Raw genomic sequence first — 25,280 nt, forward strand, 5'->3', positions numbered from 1 at the left:
AGCGTGAGACACGAAGACCTCCGTGGTCAGGATGCGAGTGTGGTAACCCACATCCTGCCCGGAGGTCTTCGCCTACCTCACCCGTTCACAACCTCCCGGGGAAGTACATCTAGGCCGATCGTAGCTGTGCGCCGCCTATGCGGGGCTGGGCGAATCCTGGGCGCCGATTCTCGGATCGCCCAGTGGAGCCGATGCGTCGTACGCGTCGCGGAGGCCGCGGCATCCGGGTAGACTTGAGGTCGCTCTCCGCGAGGCGGCATCCAGGCCAACTCCCCCAGGACGGAAACGTAGCAAGGGTAACCGGGCTCTGCCGGGTTCGCGGAGAGTCTTTCTTTTGCGGGGATGTTCGCCGATTGTTCCGGCGCTCGCGCCCGGCGGTCCGTGCGTGGCCCGGCATAGGCTGGTGGGGTGGCGCAGAGCATCCTGATCACGTCCGCCGAAGGTCATTCGGGCAAGTCGACGATCGCGCTGGGCGTGCTCGACTCCCTCAGCCACAGCGCCGCACGGGTCGGCGTCTTCCGCACCATCGCACGGTCCCGCGACGAGCGCGACTACGTGCTCGACCTGCTGCTGGCCCATGACGGCGTCGACCTCGACTACGACGCGTGCATCGGCGTGCACTACGACGACGTGCACGACAACCCCGACCAGGCGCTCGCCGTCATCGTCGAGCGGTACAAGGCGATCGAGGCCGTCTGCGACGCCGTCGTCATCCTCGGCAGCGACTTCACCGACGTCGGCAGCCCCGCGGAGCTCGGCTACAACGGCCGCATCGCGGCGAACCTCGGCGCCCCCGTGCTGCTGGTGCTCGGCGGTCGCGCCCAGCAGGGGCAGAGCGAGCAGCTGGGATCGACCCTCGCCCGCACCCCCGACGAGATGGGTCAGATCACGAGCCTCGCGCTGAGCGAGCTGCGCGCCTCCCGGGCCGAGCTGTTCGCCATCGTCGCGAACCGCACCGACCCCGACGCCGACGCGGTCGTCGCCGCGATCCGCGACGTCGTCGAGCAGAGCCCGGCCCGCGGCATCCCGATCTGGGCGCTGCCGGAGGACACCCTGCTGGTCGCACCGTCGGTGCGCGGCGTGCTGCGCTCGCTCGGGGCGACGTTCCTGAAGGGCGACGAGGCGCTGCTCGACCGTGAGGTGCTGAGCGTCGTCGTCGCGGGGATGTCGATGGTCAACGTGCTCCCGCGGCTGACCGAGAGCGCCGTCGTCGTGATCCCGGCCGACCGCTCCGAGGTCCTGCTGGCGACCCTGCTCGCCAACGCGTCGGGGACGTTCCCGTCGGTCGCCGCCGTCGTGCTCAACGGACCGTTCGCGCTGCCCGAGCCCATCGACCGGCTCATCGACGGCCTGCGCTCGCCGCTGCCGATCATCGCCACCGACCTCGGCACCTACGACACCGCAGTGCACATCATGAACACCCGCGGTCGCCTCGCGGCCGAGTCGCCGGCTCGCTACGACCGGGCCCTGGCGCTTTTCGAGCGGCACATCGACACCGCCGAGCTGACGCGGCTGCTCGGCCTCGTGCGGCCGACGGTCGTGACCCCGCTCATGTTCGAGTACGGCCTCATCGAGCGCGCCCGTGCCGACCGCAAGCGCATCGTGCTGCCCGAGGGCGACGACGACCGGGTGCTGCGCGCGGCGGCCACGGTGCTGGCCCGCGGCGTGGCCGACCTCGTGATCCTCGGCGACGAGCAGGCCGTGCGCGGACGTGCCATGACCCTCGGCATCGACATCTCCGCCGCGCGGATCATCAGTCCGTTCGACCCGGTGCTGGGCGCCCGCTTCGCCGAGGAGTACACGCGACTGCGCGCGGCGAAGGGGATGACCCTCGAGCGCGCCGCCGACACCATCACGGATGTCTCCTACTTCGGCACGCTGATGGTGCACCTGGGGCTCGCCGACGGCATGGTCTCGGGCGCCGCGCACACCACGGCCCACACGATCCGGCCCGCGTTCGAGATCATCAAGACCCGGCCGGATGTCTCGGTCGTCTCGAGTGTGTTCCTCATGGCCCTCGCCGACCGGGTGCTCGTCTACGGCGACTGCGCGGTCATCCCCGACCCCTCCGCCACCCAACTGGCCGACATCGCGATCTCCTCCGCCGAGACGGCCGGCCAGTTCGGTATCGAGCCGCGCGTCGCGATGCTGTCGTATTCGACGGGGGAGTCGGGGTCGGGCGTCGACGTCGACAAGGTGCGGGAGGCGACATCCCTCGTGCGCGAACGCGCCCCGCAGCTGCTCGTCGAGGGACCCATCCAGTACGACGCCGCCGCCGACGCGGCCGTCGCGCAGAAGAAGCTGCCGAGCTCGGCCGTCGCGGGGCGCGCCACCGTGTTCGTCTTCCCCGACCTCAACACCGGCAACAACACGTACAAGGCGGTGCAGCGCTCGGCCGGCGCGATCGCCATGGGACCTGTGCTCCAGGGGCTCAACAAGCCGATCAACGACCTGTCGCGCGGCGCCCTCGTCGACGACATCGTCAACACCATCGCGATCACCGCGATCCAGGCCCAGGGCGAGACCGCGCCGAAGGGGGAGCAGGCATGAGCGTCGTGCTGGTCGTCAACAGCGGGTCGTCGTCGTTCAAGTACCAGCTGATCGACATGTCGACCGAGTCGGTGCTCGCGTCGGGTCTCGTCGAGCGCATCGGGCAGGCCGACGGCCGCGCCCGGCATACGGTGACGGCAGCCGCCTTCGGCGGGTCGGATGCCGCGGCCCCCACCGTGCTCGACGCGACCACCGAGCGGGAGCTGCCCATCGCCGACCACGCGGCCGGCTTCGCGGTGATGCTCGAGGCCTTCGCCGAGAGTGGTCCCTCGCTCACCGAGCGCCCGCCGCTCGCCGTCGGGCACCGCGTCGTGCACGGCGGGGCGCGCTTCTTCGAGCCGACCCTCATCACGCCGCTCGTCGAGATCAACATCGACGACCTGTCGATGCTCGCGCCCCTGCACAACCCCGGTGCGGTGCAGGGCATCCGTGCCGCGCGGGCCGCCTTCCCCGACATCCCCCATGTCGCGGTCTTCGACACCGCGTTCCACCAGACCATGCCGCCCGAGGCATACACGTACGCGATCGACCGCGACCTGGCCGATCGGTACCGGTTGCGCAAGTACGGGTTCCACGGGACATCCCACAAGTTCGTCAGCGAAGCCGCCGCGGCGTTCGTCGGCCGTCCGCTGCGCGACCTGCGTCAGATCGTCTTCCACCTCGGCAACGGCGCGTCGGTCACCGCGATCGACCGCGGCCGCTCCGTCGACACCTCCATGGGGTTCACCCCGCTCGAGGGGCTCGTCATGGGCACCCGTTCGGGCGACCTCGACCCGGCCGTGCTGCTGCAGCTCGCGCGACGCGCGCGCATGACCACGGACGAGCTCGACGACCTGCTCAACAAGAAGTCCGGCCTCGTCGGGCTCGCGGGCGCGTCCGACATGCGCGACATCCTCGCGCGCGTCGAACAGGGCGAGGATGCCGCGGTGCTCGCGTTCGACGTGTACATCCATCGCCTGCGCGCCTACGCCGGCGCCTACCTCGCCCAGCTCGGCGGCGCCGACGTCATCAGCTTCACCGCGGGTGTCGGCGAGAACGTCCCCGTGGTGCGCGCGCAGGCGCTCGCGACCCTCGGCTACGCCGGGGTGCTGATCGATCCCGTGCGCAACGCGGCGCGCGGCCGCGGCATCCGCGTCATCTCGGCCGAGGACTCACCTGTCACCGTGCTCGTCGTGCCCACGAACGAGGAGCTCGAGATCGCCCGGCAGACGCTGCAGGTCGCCCGCACCTGAGCGTGCGGGACGCGCGGATCGGCCGACGCGCCCGGGCGCTGCGGCCGGCCTTCGGGCTAGGGCGTGCGGTGGCTACGCTGGACGAGCGGACCCGGACCATCCACGAGACCCTCGGAGGCGACGTGACCCTGCCCGACCTGACGACCTACGACGCGGTGCTGTTCGATCTCGACGGCGTGCTCACGCCGACCGCCGAGGTGCACATGCACGCGTGGCGCACCATGTTCGAGCAGCTGTTCGCGGCCTGGGACGTGACGCCCGCGTACACGGACACCGACTACTTCGAGTACCTCGACGGCAAGAAGCGGTACGACGGCGTCGCGAGCCTGCTGCGCTCGCGCGACATCGAGGTGCCGTGGGGTGAGCCGTCCGACACGCCCGACCGTGACACGGTCTGCGGCATCGGCAACCGCAAGAACGAGGTGTTCGCGGCGATCCTGCGCTCCGAGGGCATCGCGCCCTATCCGGGCTCCGTCGCCCTCCTCGACCTGCTGCAGGACCAGGGCGTGCCCGTGGCCGTCGTGTCCAGCTCGAAGAACGCCGACGAGGTGCTGCGCGCCGCCGGGCTGCGCGACCGGTTCGAGGTCGTCGTCGACGGGGTGCTCGCCGAGAACGAGAACCTCGCGAGCAAGCCCGCACCCGACGTGTTCGCCGCCGGGGCCCGGCTCCTCGGCGTCGACCCCGCCACCAGCGCCGCCGTCGAGGATGCTCTCAGCGGCGTGCGGTCGGCCGTCGCGGCCGGATACGGCCTCGTCGTCGGCGTCGACCGCGGAGTCGGCGAGGGGTCGCTGGCGGAGGCCGGGGCATCCGTCGTCGTTCCCGACCTCGGCGTGTTCGTGCCCGACACATCCGCTTCATAGACTGACTCGACACCTCTCCGCCCACCAGAGCCGAAGGCCTGCCCATGATGGATCGCGACCGCTTTCCCGTCGACCCCTGGCGTCTCGTCGAGACGCGACCGTCGCTCGATGACGTGGGGGTGACCGAGACGATCTTCTCGGTCGGGAACGGCTACCTCGGCCTGCGCGGCAACCACCCCGAGGGTCGGCACGCGGTCGAGAACGGCACCTTCGTCAACGGCTTCCACGAGACGTTCCCCATCCATCACGCCGAGCGGGCGTTCGGGTTCGCCGAGGTTGGCCAGACGATCATCAACGCTCCCGACGCGAAGGTGATCCGCGTCTACGTCGACGACGAGCCGCTCACGCTCGACGTCGCCGACCTGCGTGAGTACGAGCGCGTGCTCGACCTGCGCGACGGGGCGATGCGACGCCACATCCTGTGGTGCACCCCCTCGGGCAAGGAGGTCGTGATCGACCTCGAATGGCTCGTCTCCTTCGAGGAGAAGCACCTGGCGGTGATGCGCATCGACGTCACCGTGCTCAACGACGACGCACCGGTCACGATCTCGAGCCAGCTCGTCAACCGTCAGGACGGCGAGGACATCTACGGGGGCACGCCCGGCTCCGGCAAGGCCGGCGCGGGCTTCGACCCGCGCAAGGCCGAGCGCATCGCGCAGCGGGTGCTGCAACCCGACACCTACTGGCAGGACGGCGACCGGTCGGTGCTGAGCTACCGCGTCACCGCATCGGGGATGACGATCGCCGTCGCGGCGGACCACATCATCGAGACCGCGAACGACTACACGTCGCGCCGCCTCATCGAGCCCGACATCGCCAAGAACGTCTTCCGCGTGCACGCGAAGGCCGGTGTTCCTGTGCGTCTGACGAAGTTCGTCTCCTACCACACGTCCCGTGGGGTGCCCGCCGGCGAGCTCGTCGATCGGTGCCGCCGCACCCTCGACCGCGGCGCGGAGTTCGGTGCCGACGCGGTGTTCGCACAGCAGCGCGAGTGGATGGACGCCTTCTGGAAGCGCTCCGACGTGCGCATCGGAGGTCACGAGGACCTGCAGCAGGCGACCCGGTGGTGCCTGTTCCAGCTCGCGCAGGCCTCGGCTCGCGCCGACGGCCAGGGCGTGCCGGCGAAGGGCGTCTCGGGCTCCGGCTACAGCGGCCACTACTTCTGGGACACCGAGATCTACGTGCTCCCCTTCCTCGCGTACACGAGCCCGCTCTGGGCGCGCAACGCCCTGCGCATGCGCTTCCTCATGCTCCCCGCCGCGCGCAAGCGTGCGAAGCAGCTCAACGAGGCGGGGGCGCTGTTTCCCTGGCGCACGATCAGCGGCGAGGAGGCGTCGGCCTACTACGCGGCGGGCACCGCGCAGTACCACATCAACGCCGACGTGAGCTTTGCGCTCGCGAAGTACGTGCGGGCGACAGGCGATGACGACTTCCTCTACCGGGAGGGCGTCGACATCGCCGTCGAGACCGCGCGGCTGTGGGCGACGCTCGGGTTCTGGCGCGAGAGCGACGAAGAGGATGCCGCGACCTTCCACATCCACGGGGTGACGGGTCCCGACGAGTACACGACAGTCGTGAACGACAACCTGTTCACGAACGTCATGGCCCGCTTCAATCTCCGTTTCGCCGCCCGCACGGTGCGCGAGATGGAGGTCGAGCGCCCCGAGGAGTTCCGGCTCATGGCCGAGCGCCTCGGCCTTGACGCGGAGGAGCCCGACGCGTGGGAGATGGCCGCCGAGGCGATGCACATCCCTTACAGCGAAGCCCTCGGCATCCACCCCCAGGACAGCGTGTTCCTCGAGCGTGAGCTGTGGGACCTCGAGAACACCCCGGCCGTCCAGCGGCCGCTGCTGCTGCACTTCCACCCGCTGGTGATCTACCGCTACCAGGTGCTGAAGCAGGCCGACGTCGTGCTCGCCCTGTTCCTGCAGGGCAACCACTTCACGAGCGCGGAGAAGCTCGCGGACTTCGAGTACTACGACCCGCTGACCACGGGCGACTCGACGCTGTCGGGGGTCGTGCAGTCGATCCTCGCGGCGGAGGTCGGCTATCAGGACCTCGCCCTCGAGTACTTCCTCGACGGCATCTTCGTCGACCTCGCAGACTTGCACCACAATGCGTCGGACGGCGTGCACGTGGCATCCGCCGGTGGGGTCTGGACCTCGCTCGTGAGCGGGTTCGGCGGCATGCGCGACCACTACGGCGAGCTGTCGTTCGACCCGCGCCTGCCGAAGGACTGGCCCGAGCTGGCCTTCGCGCTGCGCTGGCACGGCACGCACCTCGACATCACGGTCCGTCGCGACGAGCTGCTCGTGGTCGCGGAGCCGGGCGAGGGTTCGGCCACCTTCACGGTGCGCGGTCGCGAGTACACGATCGCGGGCGGTGAGGAGCTCTCGATCCCGCTCGACGGGCAGGGCCCGGTCAAGCCCGGGCGCCCGACGCTGCGCAAGATCATGAAGGATTCGCGCCGCGAGGACGGCTCTCTGCTGGTGGCCTCCGTGCCCACGCCGACGACATCGATCCCGGTCGTGACCGGGGCGACGCCGATCGCCGAGACGGATGCCGCGGGCCCGGCCTGATGTCCCACCCACACCGTAGAGTGACGGGGTGACCACCGCCCTCTACCGCCGCTATCGCCCCGAGGCGTTCGGCGAGATGATCGGGCAGTCGCAGGTCACCGAGCCGCTCATGACGGCGCTGCGCGGCGACCGGGTCGGTCACGCCTACCTGTTCTCGGGTCCGCGCGGCTGTGGCAAGACGACCTCTGCGCGTATCCTCGCGCGCTGCCTGAACTGCGCGCAGGGCCCGACCGACACCCCGTGCGGCACGTGCGACAGCTGTGTCGAGTTGGGACGCGGCGGCGGCGGGTCGCTCGATGTGGTCGAGATCGACGCGGCGAGCCACAACGGCGTCGACGATGCCCGCGACCTGCGTGAGCGGGCCGTGTTCGCGCCGGCCCGCGACCGCTACAAGATCTTCATCCTCGACGAGGCCCACATGGTCACCCAGCAGGGCTTCAACGCGCTGCTGAAGCTCGTCGAGGAGCCCCCCGACCACGTCAAGTTCATCTTCGCGACGACCGAGCCCGAGAAGGTTCTCGGCACCATCCGCTCGCGCACCCACCACTACCCGTTCCGGCTCGTGCCGCCGGCGGCCATGCTCGACTACGTCGCGCAGCTGTGCGAGAGCGAGGGCGTGCAGGTCGAGGCCGGTGTGCTGCCGCTCGTGGTGCGTGCCGGAGGCGGCTCGCCCCGTGACACGCTCTCACTGCTCGACCAGCTCATCGCCGGGTCCGAGGGCGGCGTGGTCGCCTACGACCGGGCGGTCGCCCTCCTCGGCTACACGCCCGGTGCGCTCCTCGACGAGATCGTCGATGCCCTCGGCGGGGGAGACGCGGCATCCGCTTTCGCGGCGGTCGACCGCGTGGTGCAGACCGGACAAGACCCGCGACGGTTCGTCGAAGACCTGCTCGAGCGGCTGCGCGACCTCATCGTCATCGCAGCAGTCGGTCGGGGTGCGACGGCCGTGCTGCGCGGAGTGTCCGAGGAGGAGATCGAGCGGATGTCGCGCCAGGCCACGACGTTCGGTGCCTCACTGCTCTCGCGCATCGCCGATGTGGTCGTGGCGGCCCTCGACGAGATGAGCGGCGCGACATCGCCCCGACTGCAGCTCGAGCTCATGATCGCTCGCGTGCTCACGCAGGGGGAGGCGGCGGTGTCAGGCGTCGCGGCCGCGGCGGCGCCCGCCGCGCCGCCGGCGACATCCGCTCGTGCGTCGGAGCCGGCCCCGGCCCCGGCCGGCCCGAGCGAGCCCGCTCCCGTCCGTTCGAGCGAGCCCGTTCCTGCGACCGAGCCGACCGCGCCCGTCGCGTCAGCCGCCGCCGTCACCGACCCGGTCGCCCCCGTGCGTGCGGCACCCACCGGGCCTCTCACCACCGAGCACGTGCGCGACGCGTGGACCGAGGTGCTGGCCCGTCTCGAGACGATCGATCGCACCTCGTGGCTGGTCGCCTCGTCGGCTCGGGTGGTGTCCCTCGAGGGCGATGTGCTCACGCTCGCGTTCACGTCGCAGACCGACCTCGCGGCGTTCAAGAAGCGCACCGCGGGCGCCGGGCCCAGCGAAGACCTTCGCCAGGCCATCTCCGGGGTGCTCGGCATCCGGGTGAAGTACATCGCCCGGCACGAGGGCGACGGACCCGCCGACGGTGCGTCCGCGCCCGAGCCTCCCGCACCGCGCGGCGGTGTCGCCGCCACACCGCCGTCCCGCACGTCCGGCAGCGAGCGTCCGACGCCGGCCCGGGCATCGGCGGCCGCGGCCGCCTCGGTGACCGACTGGGCGGTGGCTCCGATCCCGGGCGACGATGAGGCACCGTCCGGGGTCGAGGCATCCGCTGCGCCCCGCGCCGTGGTCGCCCCGCCCGCGCCGCAACCGATCGCGCCCGAGCCGGTCGCTCCCGCGCAGTTCGCCGTCGACGACGAACCCGAAGACGCCGTGCCGACGCCCGACCGTGACCTGCCGCCGCGCGACGGCGACGTGCTGCCGTCTACGGCAACGACACCGTCGGTGGCCGTCGACGAGGACGACGACGTCGACGACGAGTTCGACACCGACGCCGGCGTCGGTGCCCCGCCGGTCATCGCCCCGCCGACGCCGCGCGTCGCCACCGGACCCGAGCGCTACGGCGAGGCCGTCGTACGCCAGTTGCTCGACGCCCGGTTCGTGGGTGAGGAGCCCTATTCGGCGCCGACGAGGTTCGCCTGATGTACGACGGCATCGTCCAAGAGCTGATCGACGAATTCGGGCGTCTCCCCGGCATCGGCCCGAAGTCGGCGCAGCGCATCGCGTTCCACATCCTGCAGACCCCGAGCTTCGACGTGTCGCGGCTCGCGTCCCTGCTTGTCGACATCCGCGAGCGGGTGCGGTTCTGCGAGATCTGCGGCAACGTCTCCGAGCAGGAGCGTTGCGCCATCTGCCGCGATCCGCGCCGCGACCAGACGCTCATCTGCGTCGTCGAAGACGCGAAGGATGTCGCGGCGATCGAGCGCACGCGGGAGTTCCGCGGTCTCTACCACGTGCTCGGCGGGGCGATCAGCCCGATCGGCGGCGTCGGTCCCGATGACCTGCGTATCGCGCAGCTCATGCAGCGCCTCGCCGACGGCACGGTCACCGAGGTCATCCTCGCGACGAACCCCAACCTCGAGGGCGAGGCGACGGCGACCTACCTCAGCCGCCTGCTCACGACGCTCCAGATCGCCGTCACCCGACTGGCCTCGGGCCTCCCGGTCGGCGGCGACCTCGAGTACGCCGACGAGGTCACGCTCGGGCGTGCCTTCGAGGGGCGCCGCGCGGTCTGACGCATCGCGGCCCGTCCCGCCGGACACATGGCGGATCAGCGATGCGGCCTTGCCTAGAATGGACGGTCGGGCGCGGCATCCGTGCGCCAGGCATATTCCCGGGAGTTCCACTGTGGCGTTGATCGTGCAGAAGTACGGCGGCTCGTCCGTCGCCGACGCCGAGAGCATCAAGCGGGTCGCGAAGCGCATCGTCGACACGCGGCGTGCCGGGCACGACGTCGTCGTCGCGGTGAGCGCCATGGGCGACACGACCGACGAGCTGCTCGACCTCGCCCACGAGGTCGCCCCCATCCCGGCGCCGCGCGAGCTCGACATGCTGCTCTCGTCGGGCGAGCGCATCTCGATGGCGCTGCTGGCGATGGCGATCCACTCGATGGGCTTCGAGGCGCGCTCGTTCACGGGCAGCCAGGCAGGCATGATCACGGATGCCACCCACGGCGCGGCGCGCATCGTCGATGTCACCCCGGTGCGCCTGCGCGAGGCGCTCGACGAGGGCGCCATCGTCATCGTCGCGGGCTTCCAGGGCTTCAACCGCGACACACGCGACATCACGACTCTGGGTCGTGGCGGGTCGGACACGACGGCCGTCGCGCTCGCCGCCGCCCTGAGCGCCGACGTCTGCGAGATCTACAGCGACGTCGACGGCATCTTCACCGCCGATCCCCGTGTCGTGCCGAAGGCCCGCAAGCTCGGCGTCGTCACGAGCGAGGAGATGCTCGAGCTCGCCGCCAACGGCGCCAAGGTCCTCTACATCCGGGCGGTCGAGTACGCCCGTCGTCACGGCGTGACCATCCACGCCCGGTCATCGTTCAGCTCGGCCGAAGGGACGTTGGTGCTCGGCCCCGACGCCCGTGCCGAGCGTCTCGCACAGGGAGAGCACATGGAAGAGCCGATCGTCGCGGGCGTCGCCACCGACCTCAGCCAGGCCAAGGTCACGGTCGTCGGGGTGCCCGATGTTCCCGGCAAGGCGGCCGAGATCTTCACGATCGTCGCGAAGTCGGGCGCGAACGTCGACATGATCGTGCAGAACGTGTCGGCCGCCGCCACCGGTCGCACCGACATCTCGTTCACGCTTCCCAAGTCGGATGCCGCGGCGGCCCTCCGCGCCCTCGCCGCCGACCAGGCGGAGGTCGGCTTCGAGGCGCTGCTGCACGACGACCAGATCGGCAAGCTGTCGGTCGTGGGTGCGGGCATGCGCAGTCACTCGGGTGTGTCGGCGACGCTGTTCGACGCGCTGTCGAGCGCCGGCATCAACATCGAGATGATCTCGACGTCCGAGATCCGCATCTCCGTGGTGGTGCGCGGGTCGGATGTCGCCGCCGCCGCCCGCGCGGTGCACACCGCCTACGGGCTCGACGGTGACGACGAGGCCGTCGTCTACGCCGGCTCCGGCCGCTGAGGCCCGACTTCATGCGCCGAGGGGGATCGGCGCCCGGATAGAATCGGGCAAACCTTCCGCCCGCGACTTCCGCGCGCCCGTCCCACCCGAGGTACCCGCATGACCCGCATCTCCGATTCCGGATTCACCGTCGCCGTCGTGGGCGCCACTGGCCAGGTCGGCACGGTGATGCGCGAGATCCTCGCCGAGCGCGCCTTCCCGGTGCGCGAGCTTCGCCTGTTCGCGACGGCGCGCAGCGCCGGCACGTCGGTCGAGTACCAGGGTGTCTCGGTCGTCATCGAGGATGTCGCGACCGCCGATCCGGCCGGCATCGACATCGCCCTCTTCTCGGCGGGTGCGACCGGCAGCCGCGCCCACGCGCCCCGGTTCGCCGAAGCGGGCGCCACCGTCATCGACAACTCCAGCGCCTGGCGCATGGACCCCGAAGTGCCGCTCGTCGTCAGCGAGGTCAACCCGCACGCCATCGACGAGGCCGTCAAGGGCATCATCGCGAACCCCAACTGCACGACCATGGCCGCGATGCCCGTGCTGAAGGTGCTCGACGCCGACGCCGGGCTCGAGCGTCTCATCGTCTCGACCTACCAGGCCGTCTCGGGGTCGGGTCTCGCCGGCGCCCGCGAGCTGCTCGGCCAGGTCGAGGGCGTGCTCGCGCAGGGCCACACGCTCGACCTCGTGCACAACGGGGCATCCGTCGACTTCCCGGAGCCCGAGAAGTACGTCGCCCCGATCGCGTTCGACGTCATCCCGTTCGCGGGCAACCTCGTCGACGACGGCCTGAACGAGACCGACGAGGAGAAGAAGCTCCGTAACGAGAGCCGCAAGATCCTCGAGCTGCCCGACCTGCGCGTCGCCGGTACCTGCGTGCGCGTGCCCGTGTTCACCGGTCACTCGCTGTCGATCAACGTCGAGTTCTCCCGTGACATCACCCCCGAGCGCGCGCGCGAGCTGCTCGCCGCCGCGCCCGGTGTGCGTCTCGAGGAGGTTCCGACACCGCTGCAGGCCGCCGGCACCGACCCCAGCTACGTGGGTCGCATCCGCGCCGACCAGTCGGCGCCCGAGGGCAAGGGTCTTGCGCTCTTCATCTCGAACGACAACCTCCGCAAGGGTGCCGCGTTGAACGCGGTGCAGATCGCCGAGCTCGTCGCCGCGAAGCTGCAGGTCACCGCCTGAGCCCGATCGCCTCGAAGGGCCGGATGCCGCGGCATCCGGCCCTTTCGCGTCGGTCAAGAACGCCCGACTTTCACGGGCCGGCGAGGCCCTCGCGCGAGGGCGGGTCGCGCGCGCGAACTAGACTCGAACGGTGAGCGAAACCCTCGATGTCGCCCTGATCGGCGGCGGAGTCATGAGTGCCACGCTGGGCACCTTCCTGCAGCAGCTGCAGCCCGACTGGAAGATCGCGGTGTTCGAGCGTCTGGGCGATGTCGCCCAGGAGAGCTCCAACGCGTGGAACAACGCCGGCACCGGGCACGCCGCGCTCTGCGAGCTGAACTACATGCCGCAGGCGGCCGACGGTTCCGTCGACCCGGCGAAGGCGGTCTCGATCAACGAGCAGTTCCAGCTGAGCCGTCAGTTCTGGTCGTCGCTGATCGACCAGGGCATCCTCGATGAGCCGTCGACGTTCATCAACGCGACCCCCCACATGACCTTCGTGCGCGGCGAGAAGGATGTCTCCTACCTCCGTCACCGGTATGAGTCGCTGAAGCAGCAGCCGCTGTTCTCGACGATCCAGTTCAGCGACGACTCGCGCGTCATCAACCAGTGGGCCCCGCTGCTCATGGACAAGCGGCTGAAGGCCGACGAGCCGTTCGCGGCGACGCGCGTCGAGGCCGGCACCGACGTCGACTTCGGCTCGCTGACGCGGCAGCTGTTCGACGGCATGGCGGCGCGGGGCGCCGACATCCTCACGGGCCGCGAGGTGCGCAACCTGAAGAAGCTCGCCGACGGCACGTGGCGCATCGACTACCGCCACACGGTCGGGCGTGCTCCGGCGCGGGTGAACGCGCGGTTCGTGTTCGTCGGCGCCGGCGGCTGGGCGATCAAGCTGCTGCAGAAGTCGGGCATCCCCGAGATCAAGGGATACGGCGTGTTCCCCATCGGGGGCCAGTGGCTGAAGACGAGCAACCCCGACGTGGTCGCGAAGCACCGCGCGAAGGTCTACTCGCAGGCGTCGGTGGGTGCCCCGCCGATGTCGGTGCCGCACCTCGACACCCGCGTCGTCGACGGCGAGACCTCGCTGCTGTTCGGCCCGTTCGCGACGTTCAGCCCCAAGTTCCTGAAGACCGGGTCCCGCTGGGACATCGTCGCCCAGGTGCGTCCGTCGAACCTGTTGAGCATGCTGAAGGTGGGCGCGACGAACCTCGACCTCGTGAAGTACCTGGTCAGCGAGCTGCTGAAGACGCACAAGGGCAAGATGAAGAGCCTGCAGGCGTTCATGCCCACCGCCGACGCGAAGGACTGGGAGCTGCTGAACGCGGGCCAGCGCGCGCAGGTGATGGTCGGCGGCAAGCTGCAGTTCGGCACCGAGGTGGTCTCGGCCGGCGACGGCTCGATCGCGGGCCTGCTGGGGGCATCGCCCGGCGCCTCGACGGCGGTCGCGATCATGCTGAACCTGCTGAAGACGTGCTTCCCCGACCGCATCGCCGGATGGCAGCCGAAGCTCACCGAGCTGATCCCGACTTACGGCGAGACGCTGAACGACAAGCCGGAACTCGCGCGCGAGACTCTCGCGCGCACGGCCGGCGACCTGTCCATCTCGGTCTGACGCGGGCGTGGCGAAGCTCTACTTCCGCTACGGAGCGATGAACTCCGGAAAGTCGACGGCGCTGCTGCAAGCCGCCTACAACTATGAGGAGCGCGGCCAGACCGTGCTGCTGGCCAAGCCCGAGATCGACACGAAGGAGGCCGACCGCATCTCGAGCCGTCTGGGCGTCACCCGCCCGGTCGACTTCCTCGTGCGGCCGGAGGACGACATCCGGGCGATCTTCGCGCGGCACCGCGCGCGTGTGCACGCCGAGGCCGAGTCGACCCTGGTGCCCGAGAACCGCGATGTGGCGTGCCTGATGATCGACGAGGCGCAGTTCCTCACACGGGAGCAGGTCGACGATCTGCTACGCATCGTGGTGCTCGACGGCGTGCCGGTGCTCGCCTACGGCATCCGCACCGACTTCCAGACGCACGCCTTCCCGGGGTCGCGGCGCCTGATGGAGCTCGCCCACAGCCTGGAGGAGCTGAAGACCATCTGCCGCTGCGGCCGCAAGGCGCTGTTCAACGCGCGGCTGGTCGGCGGCCGGTTCGTGTTCGACGGCGATCAGGTTGCGATCGACGAGCTGTCGAGCGAGCGGGTCACTTACGAGTCGATGTGCGCGGAGTGCTATCTGCGCGAGTCAGGCGGGCTGCTCGGCTGACGCCCGCCGCGGCGGCCACGGCACGAGCATCGAGGTGCGCCGGCGGTAGTCGGCGTACGCCGGGTACTTCTCCGACGTGATCGACTCGGTGAACACGGTCGACCCGATGAACAGCACCGTCAGCAGCGCCGCTCCGATGATCGACCAGTTGAGCGCGCCGCCCCAGAACGAGACTCCGGATGCCGCGGCCGCCGTCGCGCCGAGCAGATAGAGCATCCACCACTGGGCCTGCTCGCAGAAGAAGTTGGGGTGGCGGCTGTAGCGGAAGAGGCCGGTGTCGACGAAGCCGGGGGACAGGGTGCCGCCCGCGGCGCGCTTGCGCTGGTGGAAGTTCCACTGCTGCTGGTCGGCGGTGAACTCGCCCACGAGGAACAGCAGGAACAGCAGCGACCACGCGGCATCCCACCCGGTGAACGGTGCGGGGAACGCGAGGGCGACGACGGCCGGAAGGGTGATGAGCACGAGCAGAGCGTTCTGGTACAGGACGATGAAGAACAGGTTGAATGCCTGGAACTGGCCCGGCGACATGCGCGCCCGAAGGATCGCCCACCGGTAGTCCTCCATGCCGGTGTAGCCGCCCTTGCGGGCGAAGTTGAACGTGAGGCGAGCGCCCCAGAGGGTGACGAGCGCAGCCATCACGACGAGACGCGTGGCGTCGACGCCGGTGCCGAGCGCGAAGCCCGCGAAGATCCACACGTAGACGACCGGGACGACCGACCAGATGCGGTCGACCCACGAGGTGTCTTTCGTGATCAGCGACAGCACCCAGCAGGCGGCGCTCACGACGCCGGCGACGGTCAGAACCCAGGCGAGAGCGGTCACGTCGTCAGCGTAGCGCCGCCCGGGGACGGCGAGGGCGGTCGCCGCGGCGCCGGGGCGAGCGCGGCGGGAGCGTCAGCGCGCGTCGGGGAGGGTGGGGATGAGCTGTTCGAGGAACACGGCGGTGTCCTCCCAGCCCTCGACCGCCTGGCAGGCGACGCCGAGGGCGAGCACCGGGTAGTCGTTGCCGTCCGGGTCGAGTCGGTCGCCGACGAACAGCATCTCATCGAGGGAGATGCCGGTCTGCGTCGCGAGCTGCGCCATGCCGTAGGCCTTGTCGATGCCGCGATGGGTGATGTCGACGGACGTCGAGCCGCCCGAGCGCACCTCGAGATCGGGGATGCGGGCGGCGACGGCCTCGCGCAGTGCATTCTTCTTCTCGCCGGTCGGATCCCACGCCATCTTCGCGTCGAGGGGAGCCTGCTGTCCGAGGGCGGAGAACGTGATCTGCGAGCCGCGGTCCTCGAGAATCGGGCCCCAGGGCTCCGCCTCCCACAGACCGAGACGCTCCGCCTCCTCCTGCACCGCCGCCAGCGCCCGCGACTTCTCATCGTCGCTCAGCGCGTGGGCGTAGATCGTCTCGATGCCGTCGGCGTTCAGCCGGTAGTACTGGGTGCCGCAGGTGGGCATCAGGTGGAAGCGGTCGAACACCGTCGACGCGGCATCCGGCAGCTTCTCGACCACCTGCGCGCGGAACTGGCCCAGCTGGCCGCCCGAGATGATCGCGACCTCCACACGCTGGGCGAGGGCGACGAGCAGATCGCCGATGCGCGGATCGATCGCGCTCTTCGAGGGCGCGAGAGTGTCATCGAGATCGAAGGCGACGAGCCGGGGCGCGGACATGTGGTCTCCGTTTCTGGATATGACGAGGGCTCCGTCATTCCGGCGGAGCCCTCTGCAGTCGGGGTGACAGGATTTGAACCTGCGGCCTCGTCGTCCCGAACGACGCGCGCTACCAAGCTGCGCCACACCCCGTGGCAACCCTCCGAGTCTACCCCGTCGCCGCGGCCTGCGACGAATCGGGCGCGGGCACGAGAGTGAGCAGCGAGGCCTCGGGGCGGCACCCGAATCTCACCGGCGCGTAGATCGACTGGCCGAGTCCGGCGCTCACGTTCAGGGGAACCGTGCGGCCGTGATGCGTCCAGGCGCTGAGGCCGCGCGCCTGGTCGAGGGGGATGTCGCAGTTGGCGACGAGGGCGTTCTTTGCGAAGGGGATGCGCACCTGTCCGCCGTGCGTGTGGCCCGCGAAGATCGCGTCGGCACCGAGGTCGTCGAACACGTCGAGCACGCGACGATACGGCGCGTGGGTGACGCCGAGGGTCAGGTCGGCGACTCCCGCGGTGCGCTGCGCCTCGCGCAGCGGGGGGAGCGCGGCGAGGTCGTCCCAGTGTCGATGTGCGTCGTCGACACCGAACGCGTCGACGCGAAGCCCCGCCACGTCGATGCTCGAGGCGGCGTTGTTGAGGTCACGCCAGCCCAGATCGTCACGCAGGAAGCGATCGAGGGCATCGGTGTCGATGCGCTCCTCCCGTACATGGCGTTTCGAGGGCCCCGTGAAGTAGCGGAACGGGTTGCGCGGCGCAGGGGCGTGGACATCGTTCGACCCGTGCACGAACACGCCGGGGATTCCGCCGAACGCCGACAGAGCAGCACGCACGCCATCGAGGCCCTCGGGATGGCCCAGGTTGTCACCCGTGTTCACGATGAGATCCGGGCGCAGATCGTCGAGACCCGCGACCCACCTCTGCTTGGCACGCTGCCACGGTGCCATGTGCAGGTCCGACAGATGCAGGACGCGGATCGCCGGCGCTCCCGGCGGCAGGATCGCCACCGTGTGCGTGCGAACGGTGAACAGGAAACGCTCGACGCTCGTTCCCCACACCGCCGCGGCGGCGCCCGCTGCCCCGACCGCGCCGAGCGCGATCAGGGCAGTGCGGGTGGTGGTCGGCGTCATCCGCTGCCGGTGCCGCCGGAGCCGCCGCCACCCGTGCCGCCGCCACCCGATCCGCCGCCGCTGGCGGGGGTGCAGGTGATCGCGATCGGGTCACTCGGGCGTGCCGACTGGCCGGCGCCGGGGCTCGTGCCGCTGGCCTTGGCGTTGGGCGTGGAACAGACGGCCTGGTTCGCGAAACTCACGTTCGTGAATCCCGCGCTGCTCAGCGTCTGTTGCGCCTGGGTCGGCGTCTGACCGCTGACACCCGGAATCGGAACCGCCGGTGCATTTCCGGTGCTCGGCGACAGCGTCACTGTGGTGCCTCCGGCGACCTGGCCCGCGGCCGGATCCTGCTGGGCGACGAGGCCAGCGGCGACCGTCGAGTCCACGGGGGCACCGGTCTGCACGTTGAAGCCGGCCGTCTGCAGCTGCTGCGTGGCCTGGTCGACCGTCAGACCCACCACGTTCGGCAGGGTCGACATGACCTGCTTCGTGAGGTTGGGGTCGGGCGCCGGGAAGGCGTCGCCGCCGTAGATCTTGTCGGCCGCGCCCTGAATCTCTTTCGCCAGAATGTAGCGCAGGTTGGAGAGCTGCCTTCCGCCGGTCGAGAGGTGGAAGAGGTTAGAGAAGCCGCTCGCGTTGCCGACCCACACCGCGGTCGTCGCCTTGGTCGACGACTCGATCAGCCAGGTGTGCGTCTGCTCGTTCGTACCCGTCTTGCCGAGCAGCGGGGTGCCGTCGTACGGATTTCCGCCCGTACCGGTTCCTCCGCGCATCACACCCTGCAGGGCGTAGGCCGCGGTGGCCGCGACATTCGGGTCGATGACCTGGGAGCAGTTGGAGGCAGGCTTGGCGAGCTCGGTGCCCGAGGCATCCGTCACCTTGTCGATGACCGTCGGGCTGCAGTAGATGCCGTTGTTCGCGACGGTTGCGAACGCCTCGGCCATCGCCATCGGCGACACGTTGTCGACGCCGATGACCTCGGTGCCGTAGTCCATCGGAATCGGCTTGCCGTTGCCGAACGTGACGCCCATCTTGGCGACCGTCTGCGCGATCGGGCACAGCCCGATCTTCGAGGCCATCGCGAGGAAGCCCGAGTTGATCGACGCCGCCGTGAACTGCATCGGGGTGCCGATCATGCCCTGGCCCTCGAAGTTCCCGATCATGTCGTTGTTCGCGTTGGTCCACGTGCCGTTGCAGGTGGGGATGTTCTTGAACACCCGGTTGCGGCCGTCGATGACCTGATTGACCGAGTTCCCCGCTTCGAGCCAGGAGACCAGGGTGAAGATCTTGAAGGTCGAACCCGCGGGGAATCCGCCCGACTTGCCATACGTCGAGTTTCCGGCGTAGACGAGGCTGGAGGTTCCCGGCGTTGATCCGGCCGAGTCGGCTTCGCTGTAGTTCGTGTTCTGGGTGATCGAGAGCACGCGTCCCGTGGACGGCTCGATCGTGACCGAGGTCGACCCGAGGTCGATGCCGGCCATCGTCGCCGGCACGTACTTCGACATCGAGCCCTGCGCGGAGTTCTGCAGGTTCATGTCGATCGTGGTGTAGATCTTCAGGCCACCCTTCTGCAGCTTCGCGGCGCGCTCCTCGGGGGTGGAGCCGAACGCCGGGTCGTTGGAGACGACGTCTTGCACGTACTTGCAGAAGTAGGGCGCGGAACTCGCCGCGCATCCCGTCTTCGGGGTGGTGATCGTGGGGGTGATCGGGTCGGACACGGCCTTGTCGTGATCGGCCTGCGAGATCTTGCCGTCGATCAGCATGCGGTCGAGAACGTAGGTCTGCCGCTGCTTGGTGAGCGCGTAGTGGTTTGCGTCGCCGTTGGTCGTGCTGGCGGGCTGGTCGATGCGGTAGGTGTTCGGATTCTGCACCATGCCCGCGAGGGTCGCCGCCTGCTCGAGGTTCAGGTCTTTGGCGTGCACGCCGAAGTAGCGCTCGGCTGCCGCCTCGATGCCGTACGTCTGCCCGCCGAAGTTCGAGATGTTCAGGTAGCCGACGAGGATGTCGTTCTTGGAATACTTCTGCTCGAGTGCGATGGCGTAGCGCATCTCCTGCAGCTTGCGCTGGATGCCGCTGGCGCCCGACGAGTTGGTGGCGTCGTTGTAGCACTTCTGCACATCGGCGTCGTTCGTCGCCGTCGAGTAGCAGTTCTGCACGAGCACGTTCTTCACGTACTGCTGGCTGATCGAGGATCCACCCTGCACGTTGTTGCCCTGGATGTTCGAGAGCAGCGCGCGCGTGGTGCCGATCAGGTCGATGCCGCCGTGCTCGTAGTACCGCGGGTCCTCGCTCGAGAGGATCGCCTGGTACATCACCGGCGCCACCTCGTCGTACGTCACCGGCGTGCGGTTCTGGGTGTAGTACGAGGTCATCTCGGTGTACTGGCCGGTCGACGGGTCCTTCGCGTAGAAGACCGTCGGCTGCATCAGGGTCTGGATGTCGAGGTTCGACGGGAGATCCTCGAACATGTTGATCGCACCCGATGCGGCGGCCGAAGTGACCGCGATCGCGGGGGTGACCGTGGCGGCGATGAGGACTCCAGCGACGGCGCTGAGTCCGATCAGTCCGGCGAGTCCGGCAAGCAGACCACCACCCGTGGTTTTCGATGCAGGCATAGGCTTGATCGTAAGCCAGGATGCTGGGCGAAGCCTTGCAGGCCCGCGCCCGTGCGCGCCCGACCACGACCCGACGGAGCCTCATGACCACGTGGGAGTACCTCACCACGCCCCTGCTGATCCACAACACCGCCGCGATCCTCAACAACTGGGGCAAGCAGGGGTGGGAGCTCGTTCAGGTGGTGACGGGACCCGAGGGGGGCCTCGTCGCCTACTTCAAGCGCCCCGTGACGACGGATGCCGCAGCCAACGTGGGACTCGCGGCCGCCGCCGAGGCCGCGCAGCGTTTCGAAGGAGAAGACCGATGACCATCAGTGCCCGCCTCGCCGAACTCGGACTCGAGCTGCCGGAGGTCGTCCCTCCGGTGGCGGCCTACGTGCCCGCCAAGGTGCACGGCGACCTCGTCTACACGGCCGGTCAGCTGCCGTTCGTGTCGGGTGGGCTGCCGGCCACCGGCAAAGTCGGAGACGGCCACGGCCTCGTGCCGGCGTCAGATGCGGCCTCCTATGCCCGCCAGTCCGCGTTGAACGCGATCGCCGCCGCGGCAGCGGTCGTGGGGGGAGTCGACAAGCTCACCGGTGTGCTGAAGGTCACCGGCTTCGTTGCGTCGGTGCCGGAGTTCACCGGCCAGCCGGGCGTCATCAACGGGGCGAGCGAGCTGCTCGGCGAGGTGTTCGGTGAGGACGGCCGCCACGCGCGATCCGCCGTCGGTGTTCCCGTCCTCCCGCTCGACTCGCCTGTCGAGGTCGAGGTCGTCTTCACTCTCGCCTGAGCGCACACGCGAGAGGAGGGGTCGGTGCCTGTGCGCCGACCCCTCCTCTATATAGGGCGTGTCAGCGCACCTGCGCCGAGATGACGCTCATCACCGCCGTGTCGGCGAGCGTCGTGGTGTCGCCGACCTCGCGGCCCTCCGCGACATCCCGAAGCAGACGGCGCATGATCTTGCCGGACCGGGTCTTGGGCAGCTCGCCCACGATGTAGACGTCACGCGGGCGCGCGATCGGACCGATCTGCTCGCCCACCCACCCGCGCAGCGTGCCGGCGAGCCCATCGGGGGAGTGCTGTTTGAGGTAGTTCTCCTTGATGATGACGAATGCGACGACAGCCTGGCCGGTGGTCTCGTCGCTCGCTCCGACGACCGCAGCCTCGGCGACGGCCTCGTTCGCGACCAGAGCCGACTCGATCTCGGCGGTGGAGAGCCGGTGGCCCGAGACGTTCATCACGTCGTCGACACGGCCGAGCAGCCAGATGTCGCCGTCCTCGTCGAGGCGCGCGCCGTCTCCCGCGAAGTAGTACCCCTGGTCGGCGAACTTCTCCCAGTAGGTCTCGACGAACCGCTCCGGGTCGCCCCAGATGCCGCGCAGCATCGACGGCCACGGCTCGGTGATCACGAGCAGCCCGCCGTTGCCGTTGCCGACGTGGGCGCCGCTCTCGTCGACGACGTCGATCGAGACGCCGGGGATCGGCACCTGCGCCGAACCGGGCTTGGTCTCGGTGACGCCGGGCAGCGCCGAGATCATGATGGCCCCGGTCTCGGTCTGCCACCACGTGTCGACGATCGGGGCCTCGTCAGCGCCGATGATCTCGCGGTACCAGATCCAAGCCTCGGGGTTGATGGGTTCGCCCACCGACCCGAGCACGCGGATGCTCGACAGGTCGTACTGCTGGGGGATCTGCCGGCCCTGCTTCATGAACGAGCGGATGGCGGTGGGCGCCGTGTAGAGCACGCTCACCTTGTACTTCTCGACCAGCGCCCACCAGCGGCCGGGCTCGGGTGATTCGGGAGTTCCTTCGTAGAGCACCTGCGACGCGCCGTTGGAGAGCGGACCGTACGTGACGTAGGAGTGGCCGGTGATCCAGCCGATGTCGGCGGTGCACCAGTAGACATCCGTCTCGGGGTGGATGTCGTGCACGACCTTGTTGGTGAAGGTCGCCTGCGTGAGGTACCCGCCCGACGTGTGCAGGATGCCCTTCGGCTTCCCGGTGGTGCCCGACGTGTAGAGGATGAACAGCGGGTTCTCGGCGGGGAACGGCTGCGCCTCATGATCGGCGGATGCCGCGGGCACGGCCTCATGCCACCAGATGTCGCGCCCTTCGGCCCAGTCGACGGGGTTGTCGCCGCGCTTGACGACGAGCACGTGCTCGACGGTCTCCTGCGCCCCGGAACCGCGGTCGGCGAGTGCCTGGTCGACGGCGGGCTTCAGCGGTGAGACCTTGCCCTTGCGCCAGCCGCCGTCGGCGGTGATCACGAGCTTTGCTCCGGCGTCGTCGATGCGGGCGCGCAGGCTGTCGGCGGAGAACCCGCCGAACACCACGGAGTGGATCGCTCCCACGCGGGCGACCGCGAGCATGGCCGCGACCGCCTCCGGGATCATCGGCAGGTAGATCGCGACGCGGTCGCCGCGGCCGATGCCGAGGTCGCCGAGCACGTTGGCGAGTCGCTTGACCTCGTCGGTGAGCTCGGCGTACGTCACCTGGCGGGAGTCTCCCGGCTCGCCTTCCCAATAGAGGGCGACGCGGTCGCCGTTGCCTGCCTCGACATGCCGGTCGAGGCAGTTGTAGGCGACGTTCAGCTCGCCGTCGGCGAACCATTCCGCGAACGGCGGGTTGGTCCAGTCGAGCACCTGCGTGAAGGGGCGGTGCCAGTGCACGAGCTCCCGCGCCTGCTCGGCCCAGAAGCCTTCGCGGTCGGCTGCGGCGCGTTCGTAGAGCTCCGCGGTGCCCACGGCCTGGGCGCGGAAGGAAGCGGCGGGCGCGAAGTGCCGGTCCTCGTGAAGAAGGCTGTCGATCTGACTCATTGCTCGCTCCTTTGCGTGCCGTCGAGAGGGACGAAGGTCCACATTGTATATAGCACCGCGCCGCGACACGCTCGGGTGCCGAACGTTGCGCGAGGTTGCGGGGCGCCCGGGTTTGGCACGATGCCTGAGGTTGCGTAAGGTGTGCTTCGGAACGCGTTCGCGCGTTCTGCATGTCACCCGCAACCCCCAATGCAAGGTGGCGTGCGAGGCGGCGCCCTTCCCCCAGGGCGCCGCCTCCCGCCAGGACATCGCCGCCTTTTACCCGAAGGGCGGCGATGTTGCGTCTCACATCCCCCCGGATTCCTCCCCAGGCGCGGCGGCCGACTCGGGATCGCTCGATGCTCCACCGATGCGAGCGGGCAGGATGCCGCGGCATCCGCGTCTTTCTAACGTCGCCGGTGTGCAGCAGCTCTTCGTCGCCCGGCCCTCGTCCGCGGCACCCATCGCATCCGGTGATCTGGCGCCCGGGCGCCCGATCGCGGAGTTCGGGGTGCTGGCGCCGCTGATCGCCGACCCTGCCGTGACCGACGTCTTCGTCAACGGCGGCGACGGGGTCTTCGTCGATCGTGGCGATGGCGCCGTGCGCGAGAAGGGGGTGCGACTCAGCGCCGAGGACGCCCGTGCACTTGCCGTGCATCTCATCGCGTTGGGCGGTCGTCACATCGACGACGCGACGCCCTGCATCGATGTGCGCGTCGCCGGCGGTCTGCGCGTGCATGCCGTACTGCCACCGCTCGCTGTCGACGGCGCGGTGGTCTCGATCCGGGCGCGCCGGTTCGAGTCGCCCACCCTCGACGACCTCCAGCGTGGCGGGATGTTCGGCCCCGCGCAGCGGTCTCGGCTCGACGATCTCGTCGCTCACCGCCGCAACGTGCTCATCGCGGGTGCCGCGGGGAGCGGCAAGACGACACTGCTCGCCGCGATGCTGGCGGCCGTGCCGGTGACCGAACGTATCGTCACGATCGAGGATGTCGCCGAGCTCTCCTTCGAGCACCCGCATCACGTTCGCCTGGAGTCCCGGCAGGCCAATCTCGAGGGCGCCGGTGCGATCGGTCTCGACCGACTGGTGCGCGAGGCGCTGCGCATGCGGCCCGATCGGCTGGTCGTGGGCGAGTGTCGCGGAGCCGAGGTGCGAGAGCTGCTCACGGCGCTCAACACCGGCCACGACGGCGGCGCGGGCACCGTGCACGCCAACGGCATCGGCGACGTCGCCGCCCGACTCGAGGCGCTGGGTGCTCTCGCCGGACTCGACGACGCGGCGCTCGCGAGACAGGTCGCGAGCTCAATCGATGCGGTGGTCTTCCTCGAACGGGATGCCGCGGGCCGCCGCCGTGTCGGGGCCGTGGGTGTGCCGGTCCTCCAGGCGGGGCGACTGCGCGTCGAGGCGGAGGCCGTCGCATGATCGGCGCCGTGCGCGACGGCTCCCGGCGCCGCGCTCCCGATTCGATGTCCTCGCCCGCCGATGTCGCCCTGCAGCTCGCAGTGCTGCTGCAGGCGGGTGTGACCCCCGATCGAGCGTGGGAGCACATCGTCGCTGCGGGCGCGCGCGATCTCGCACCGCTCACCGACGGTGGCGACCGCGCCGTCGCGCTCGCGCGACTCGGAGACCAGTGGGCGCCGCTCGCCGCGGTGTGGCAGGTTGCCATGACGGTGGGCGCGCCGCTCGCGGTCACACTGCGCGATGCCGCGACGGCGGTGCGAGACGCCGACGAGGTGCGCGACGAGATCGCGGTGGCCCTGGCGGAACCGGTCGCGACCGCGCGGCTGGTGGCATGGCTGCCCGCCGTCGCCGTGCTGCTGTCCCTTGCCCTCGGATTCGACCTGTCCGCTGTCGTGCGCTCGCCGATCGGCATCGCGTGCCTCCTCGCCGGTGTCGCGCTGATGCTCCTCGCCCGCCGCTGGACACGGCGCCTCGTCGCCCGCGCGCAGCCGGCTGCCGGGGTGGCCGGCATCGACGCCGACCTCGTCGCCATCGCGCTGTCGGGCGGCACATCGCTCGATGCCGCACGGCGCGCGGCGGCCGAGGCGGGGCATCCGGTCACCGTCGAGACCGTGCGGGCGCTCGAGCTGTCCATGCGCGCGGGCGTGCCGGCCGCGGAGCTGCTGCGCGCGCAGGCCGCGCGTCAGCGACGCCTCGCCCGCACGGACGGGCGGGAGCGCGCGGCGCGGCTGGGGTCGGCGCTGCTGCTGCCCCTCGGGGTGTGCACGTTGCCCGCCTTCCTCCTGCTGGGGGTGGCGCCGATGATCCTCGGCGTGCTGGCCAGCGGCGGAGGCGTCATCTGAACCCGTGCCCGTCCACCCGTGCCCCCCCAC

The 25,280-nt window shown here is 70.0% G+C and carries 19 protein-coding genes, 1 tRNA gene and 1 other RNA gene; 15 read left to right on the forward strand and 6 right to left on the reverse strand.

The annotated features are described in order from the left end of the window. Positions 1 to 237 precede the first annotated feature (237 nt). From ffs to FFS51_RS13330, 11 genes are all read left to right on the forward strand, one after another. Positions 238 to 334, forward strand: an RNA gene (gene ffs / locus FFS51_RS13280) — signal recognition particle sRNA small type. Between the two features lie 74 nt (positions 335 to 408). After that, positions 409 to 2,550: a phosphate acetyltransferase gene (gene pta, locus FFS51_RS13285; protein ID WP_137878623.1), complete on the forward strand. Its 2,142-nt coding sequence runs from the start codon at positions 409 to 411 to the stop codon at positions 2,548 to 2,550. Then, the gene (locus tag FFS51_RS13290; RefSeq protein WP_056210039.1) at positions 2,547 to 3,782 is read left to right on the forward strand and encodes an acetate/propionate family kinase; all 1,236 of its coding nucleotides are present in this window, start codon (positions 2,547 to 2,549) and stop codon (positions 3,780 to 3,782) included. The genes pta and FFS51_RS13290 overlap by 4 nt, the downstream gene beginning before the upstream one ends. Positions 3,783 to 3,904: 122 nt before the next feature. Next, positions 3,905 to 4,642, forward strand: coding sequence for an HAD family hydrolase (locus tag FFS51_RS13295; RefSeq protein WP_137878624.1), 738 nt, complete (start codon positions 3,905 to 3,907; stop codon positions 4,640 to 4,642). Positions 4,643 to 4,686: 44 nt separating this feature from the next. Then, positions 4,687 to 7,221: a glycoside hydrolase family 65 protein gene (locus FFS51_RS13300; protein ID WP_137878625.1), complete on the forward strand. Its 2,535-nt coding sequence runs from the start codon at positions 4,687 to 4,689 to the stop codon at positions 7,219 to 7,221. A 28-nt stretch (positions 7,222 to 7,249) separates the two neighbouring features. Beyond that, complete coding sequence (locus FFS51_RS13305; protein ID WP_045246319.1) at positions 7,250 to 9,403, forward strand: DNA polymerase III subunit gamma and tau; 2,154 nt, start codon at positions 7,250 to 7,252, stop codon at positions 9,401 to 9,403. Further along, positions 9,403 to 9,996, forward strand: a complete 594-nt coding sequence (gene recR, locus FFS51_RS13310) for a recombination mediator RecR (RefSeq protein ID WP_045246321.1) — start codon at positions 9,403 to 9,405, stop codon at positions 9,994 to 9,996. Before FFS51_RS13305 ends, recR begins: the two co-directional genes overlap by 1 nt. Before the next feature lie 112 nt (positions 9,997 to 10,108). Continuing rightward, positions 10,109 to 11,395 (forward strand): aspartate kinase, encoded by a 1,287-nt coding sequence (locus tag FFS51_RS13315; protein ID WP_045246322.1) that lies wholly within the window; start codon positions 10,109 to 10,111, stop codon positions 11,393 to 11,395. Between the two features lie 99 nt (positions 11,396 to 11,494). Further along, positions 11,495 to 12,565 (forward strand): aspartate-semialdehyde dehydrogenase, encoded by a 1,071-nt coding sequence (locus tag FFS51_RS13320; RefSeq protein WP_137878626.1) that lies wholly within the window; start codon positions 11,495 to 11,497, stop codon positions 12,563 to 12,565. 130 nt (positions 12,566 to 12,695) lie between these two features. Next, positions 12,696 to 14,156 (forward strand): malate dehydrogenase (quinone), encoded by a 1,461-nt coding sequence (gene mqo, locus FFS51_RS13325; RefSeq protein ID WP_137878627.1) that lies wholly within the window; start codon positions 12,696 to 12,698, stop codon positions 14,154 to 14,156. Between the two features lie 7 nt (positions 14,157 to 14,163). Beyond that, complete coding sequence (locus FFS51_RS13330; RefSeq protein WP_137878628.1) at positions 14,164 to 14,799, forward strand: thymidine kinase; 636 nt, start codon at positions 14,164 to 14,166, stop codon at positions 14,797 to 14,799. On the opposite strand, the gene FFS51_RS13335 is transcribed toward FFS51_RS13330, so the two are convergent. The 5 genes from FFS51_RS13335 to FFS51_RS13355 form a co-directional block, all read right to left on the reverse strand. Next, positions 14,779 to 15,621 carry a DUF1295 domain-containing protein gene (locus FFS51_RS13335; protein ID WP_045246329.1) on the reverse strand — a complete coding sequence of 281 codons (843 nt, stop codon included), beginning with the start codon at positions 15,619 to 15,621 and terminating at the stop codon, positions 14,779 to 14,781. The two genes, FFS51_RS13330 and FFS51_RS13335, sit on opposite strands and share 21 nt — an antisense overlap. 72 nt (positions 15,622 to 15,693) lie before the next feature. Beyond that, positions 15,694 to 16,461 (reverse strand): HAD-IIB family hydrolase, encoded by a 768-nt coding sequence (locus tag FFS51_RS13340; RefSeq protein WP_045246331.1) that lies wholly within the window; start codon positions 16,459 to 16,461, stop codon positions 15,694 to 15,696. A gap of 58 nt (positions 16,462 to 16,519) precedes the next feature. Then, a tRNA-Pro gene (locus FFS51_RS13345) sits at positions 16,520 to 16,593 on the reverse strand. 16 nt (positions 16,594 to 16,609) lie between these two features. Then, positions 16,610 to 17,572 carry a metallophosphoesterase gene (locus FFS51_RS13350; protein ID WP_137878629.1) on the reverse strand — a complete coding sequence of 321 codons (963 nt, stop codon included), beginning with the start codon at positions 17,570 to 17,572 and terminating at the stop codon, positions 16,610 to 16,612. Then, positions 17,569 to 20,169 carry a transglycosylase domain-containing protein gene (locus FFS51_RS13355; RefSeq protein WP_045246334.1) on the reverse strand — a complete coding sequence of 867 codons (2,601 nt, stop codon included), beginning with the start codon at positions 20,167 to 20,169 and terminating at the stop codon, positions 17,569 to 17,571. Before FFS51_RS13355 ends, FFS51_RS13350 begins: the two co-directional genes overlap by 4 nt. Positions 20,170 to 20,252: 83 nt before the next feature. Between FFS51_RS13355 and sp36 the strand changes: the two genes are divergently transcribed. Together sp36 and FFS51_RS13365 are read left to right on the forward strand one after the other, a co-directional pair. Then, positions 20,253 to 20,477 carry a Sp36 family protein gene (gene sp36 / locus FFS51_RS13360; RefSeq protein ID WP_137878630.1) on the forward strand — a complete coding sequence of 75 codons (225 nt, stop codon included), beginning with the start codon at positions 20,253 to 20,255 and terminating at the stop codon, positions 20,475 to 20,477. Further along, complete coding sequence (locus FFS51_RS13365) at positions 20,474 to 20,941, forward strand: RidA family protein (RefSeq protein ID WP_137878631.1); 468 nt, start codon at positions 20,474 to 20,476, stop codon at positions 20,939 to 20,941. The genes sp36 and FFS51_RS13365 overlap by 4 nt, the downstream gene beginning before the upstream one ends. A gap of 61 nt (positions 20,942 to 21,002) precedes the next feature. On the opposite strand, the gene acs is transcribed toward FFS51_RS13365, so the two are convergent. Further along, complete coding sequence (gene acs / locus FFS51_RS13370; RefSeq protein WP_137878632.1) at positions 21,003 to 22,967, reverse strand: acetate--CoA ligase; 1,965 nt, start codon at positions 22,965 to 22,967, stop codon at positions 21,003 to 21,005. Positions 22,968 to 23,367: 400 nt separating this feature from the next. On the opposite strand from acs, the gene FFS51_RS13375 reads away from it, so the two are divergent. Next, positions 23,368 to 24,369: a TadA family conjugal transfer-associated ATPase gene (locus FFS51_RS13375; RefSeq protein ID WP_431463265.1), complete on the forward strand. Its 1,002-nt coding sequence runs from the start codon at positions 23,368 to 23,370 to the stop codon at positions 24,367 to 24,369. Next, positions 24,366 to 25,250 carry a type II secretion system F family protein gene (locus FFS51_RS13380; protein ID WP_249352731.1) on the forward strand — a complete coding sequence of 295 codons (885 nt, stop codon included), beginning with the start codon at positions 24,366 to 24,368 and terminating at the stop codon, positions 25,248 to 25,250. The genes FFS51_RS13375 and FFS51_RS13380 overlap by 4 nt, the downstream gene beginning before the upstream one ends. The last annotated feature ends 30 nt before the right edge of the window (positions 25,251 to 25,280 follow it).

Source organism: Microbacterium sp. 4NA327F11, assembly GCF_005503465.1.
Classification (GTDB): domain Bacteria; phylum Actinomycetota; class Actinomycetes; order Actinomycetales; family Microbacteriaceae; genus Microbacterium; species Microbacterium ginsengisoli.

Coding starts and splice junctions, on each gene's coding strand:
- FFS51_RS13365 (WP_137878631.1), top strand. CDS start 20,474: ATGACCATCAGTGCCCGCCTCGCCGAACTCGGACTCGAGCTGCCGGAG.
- FFS51_RS13320 (WP_137878626.1), top strand. CDS start 11,495: ATGACCCGCATCTCCGATTCCGGATTCACCGTCGCCGTCGTGGGCGCC.
- FFS51_RS13340 (WP_045246331.1), bottom strand. CDS start 16,461: ATGTCCGCGCCCCGGCTCGTCGCCTTCGATCTCGATGACACTCTCGCG.
- FFS51_RS13300 (WP_137878625.1), top strand. CDS start 4,687: ATGATGGATCGCGACCGCTTTCCCGTCGACCCCTGGCGTCTCGTCGAG.
- acs (WP_137878632.1), bottom strand. CDS start 22,967: ATGAGTCAGATCGACAGCCTTCTTCACGAGGACCGGCACTTCGCGCCC.
- FFS51_RS13380 (WP_249352731.1), top strand. CDS start 24,366: ATGATCGGCGCCGTGCGCGACGGCTCCCGGCGCCGCGCTCCCGATTCG.
- FFS51_RS13355 (WP_045246334.1), bottom strand. CDS start 20,169: ATGCCTGCATCGAAAACCACGGGTGGTGGTCTGCTTGCCGGACTCGCC.
- sp36 (WP_137878630.1), top strand. CDS start 20,253: ATGACCACGTGGGAGTACCTCACCACGCCCCTGCTGATCCACAACACC.
- FFS51_RS13290 (WP_056210039.1), top strand. CDS start 2,547: ATGAGCGTCGTGCTGGTCGTCAACAGCGGGTCGTCGTCGTTCAAGTAC.
- recR (WP_045246321.1), top strand. CDS start 9,403: ATGTACGACGGCATCGTCCAAGAGCTGATCGACGAATTCGGGCGTCTC.
- FFS51_RS13350 (WP_137878629.1), bottom strand. CDS start 17,572: ATGACGCCGACCACCACCCGCACTGCCCTGATCGCGCTCGGCGCGGTC.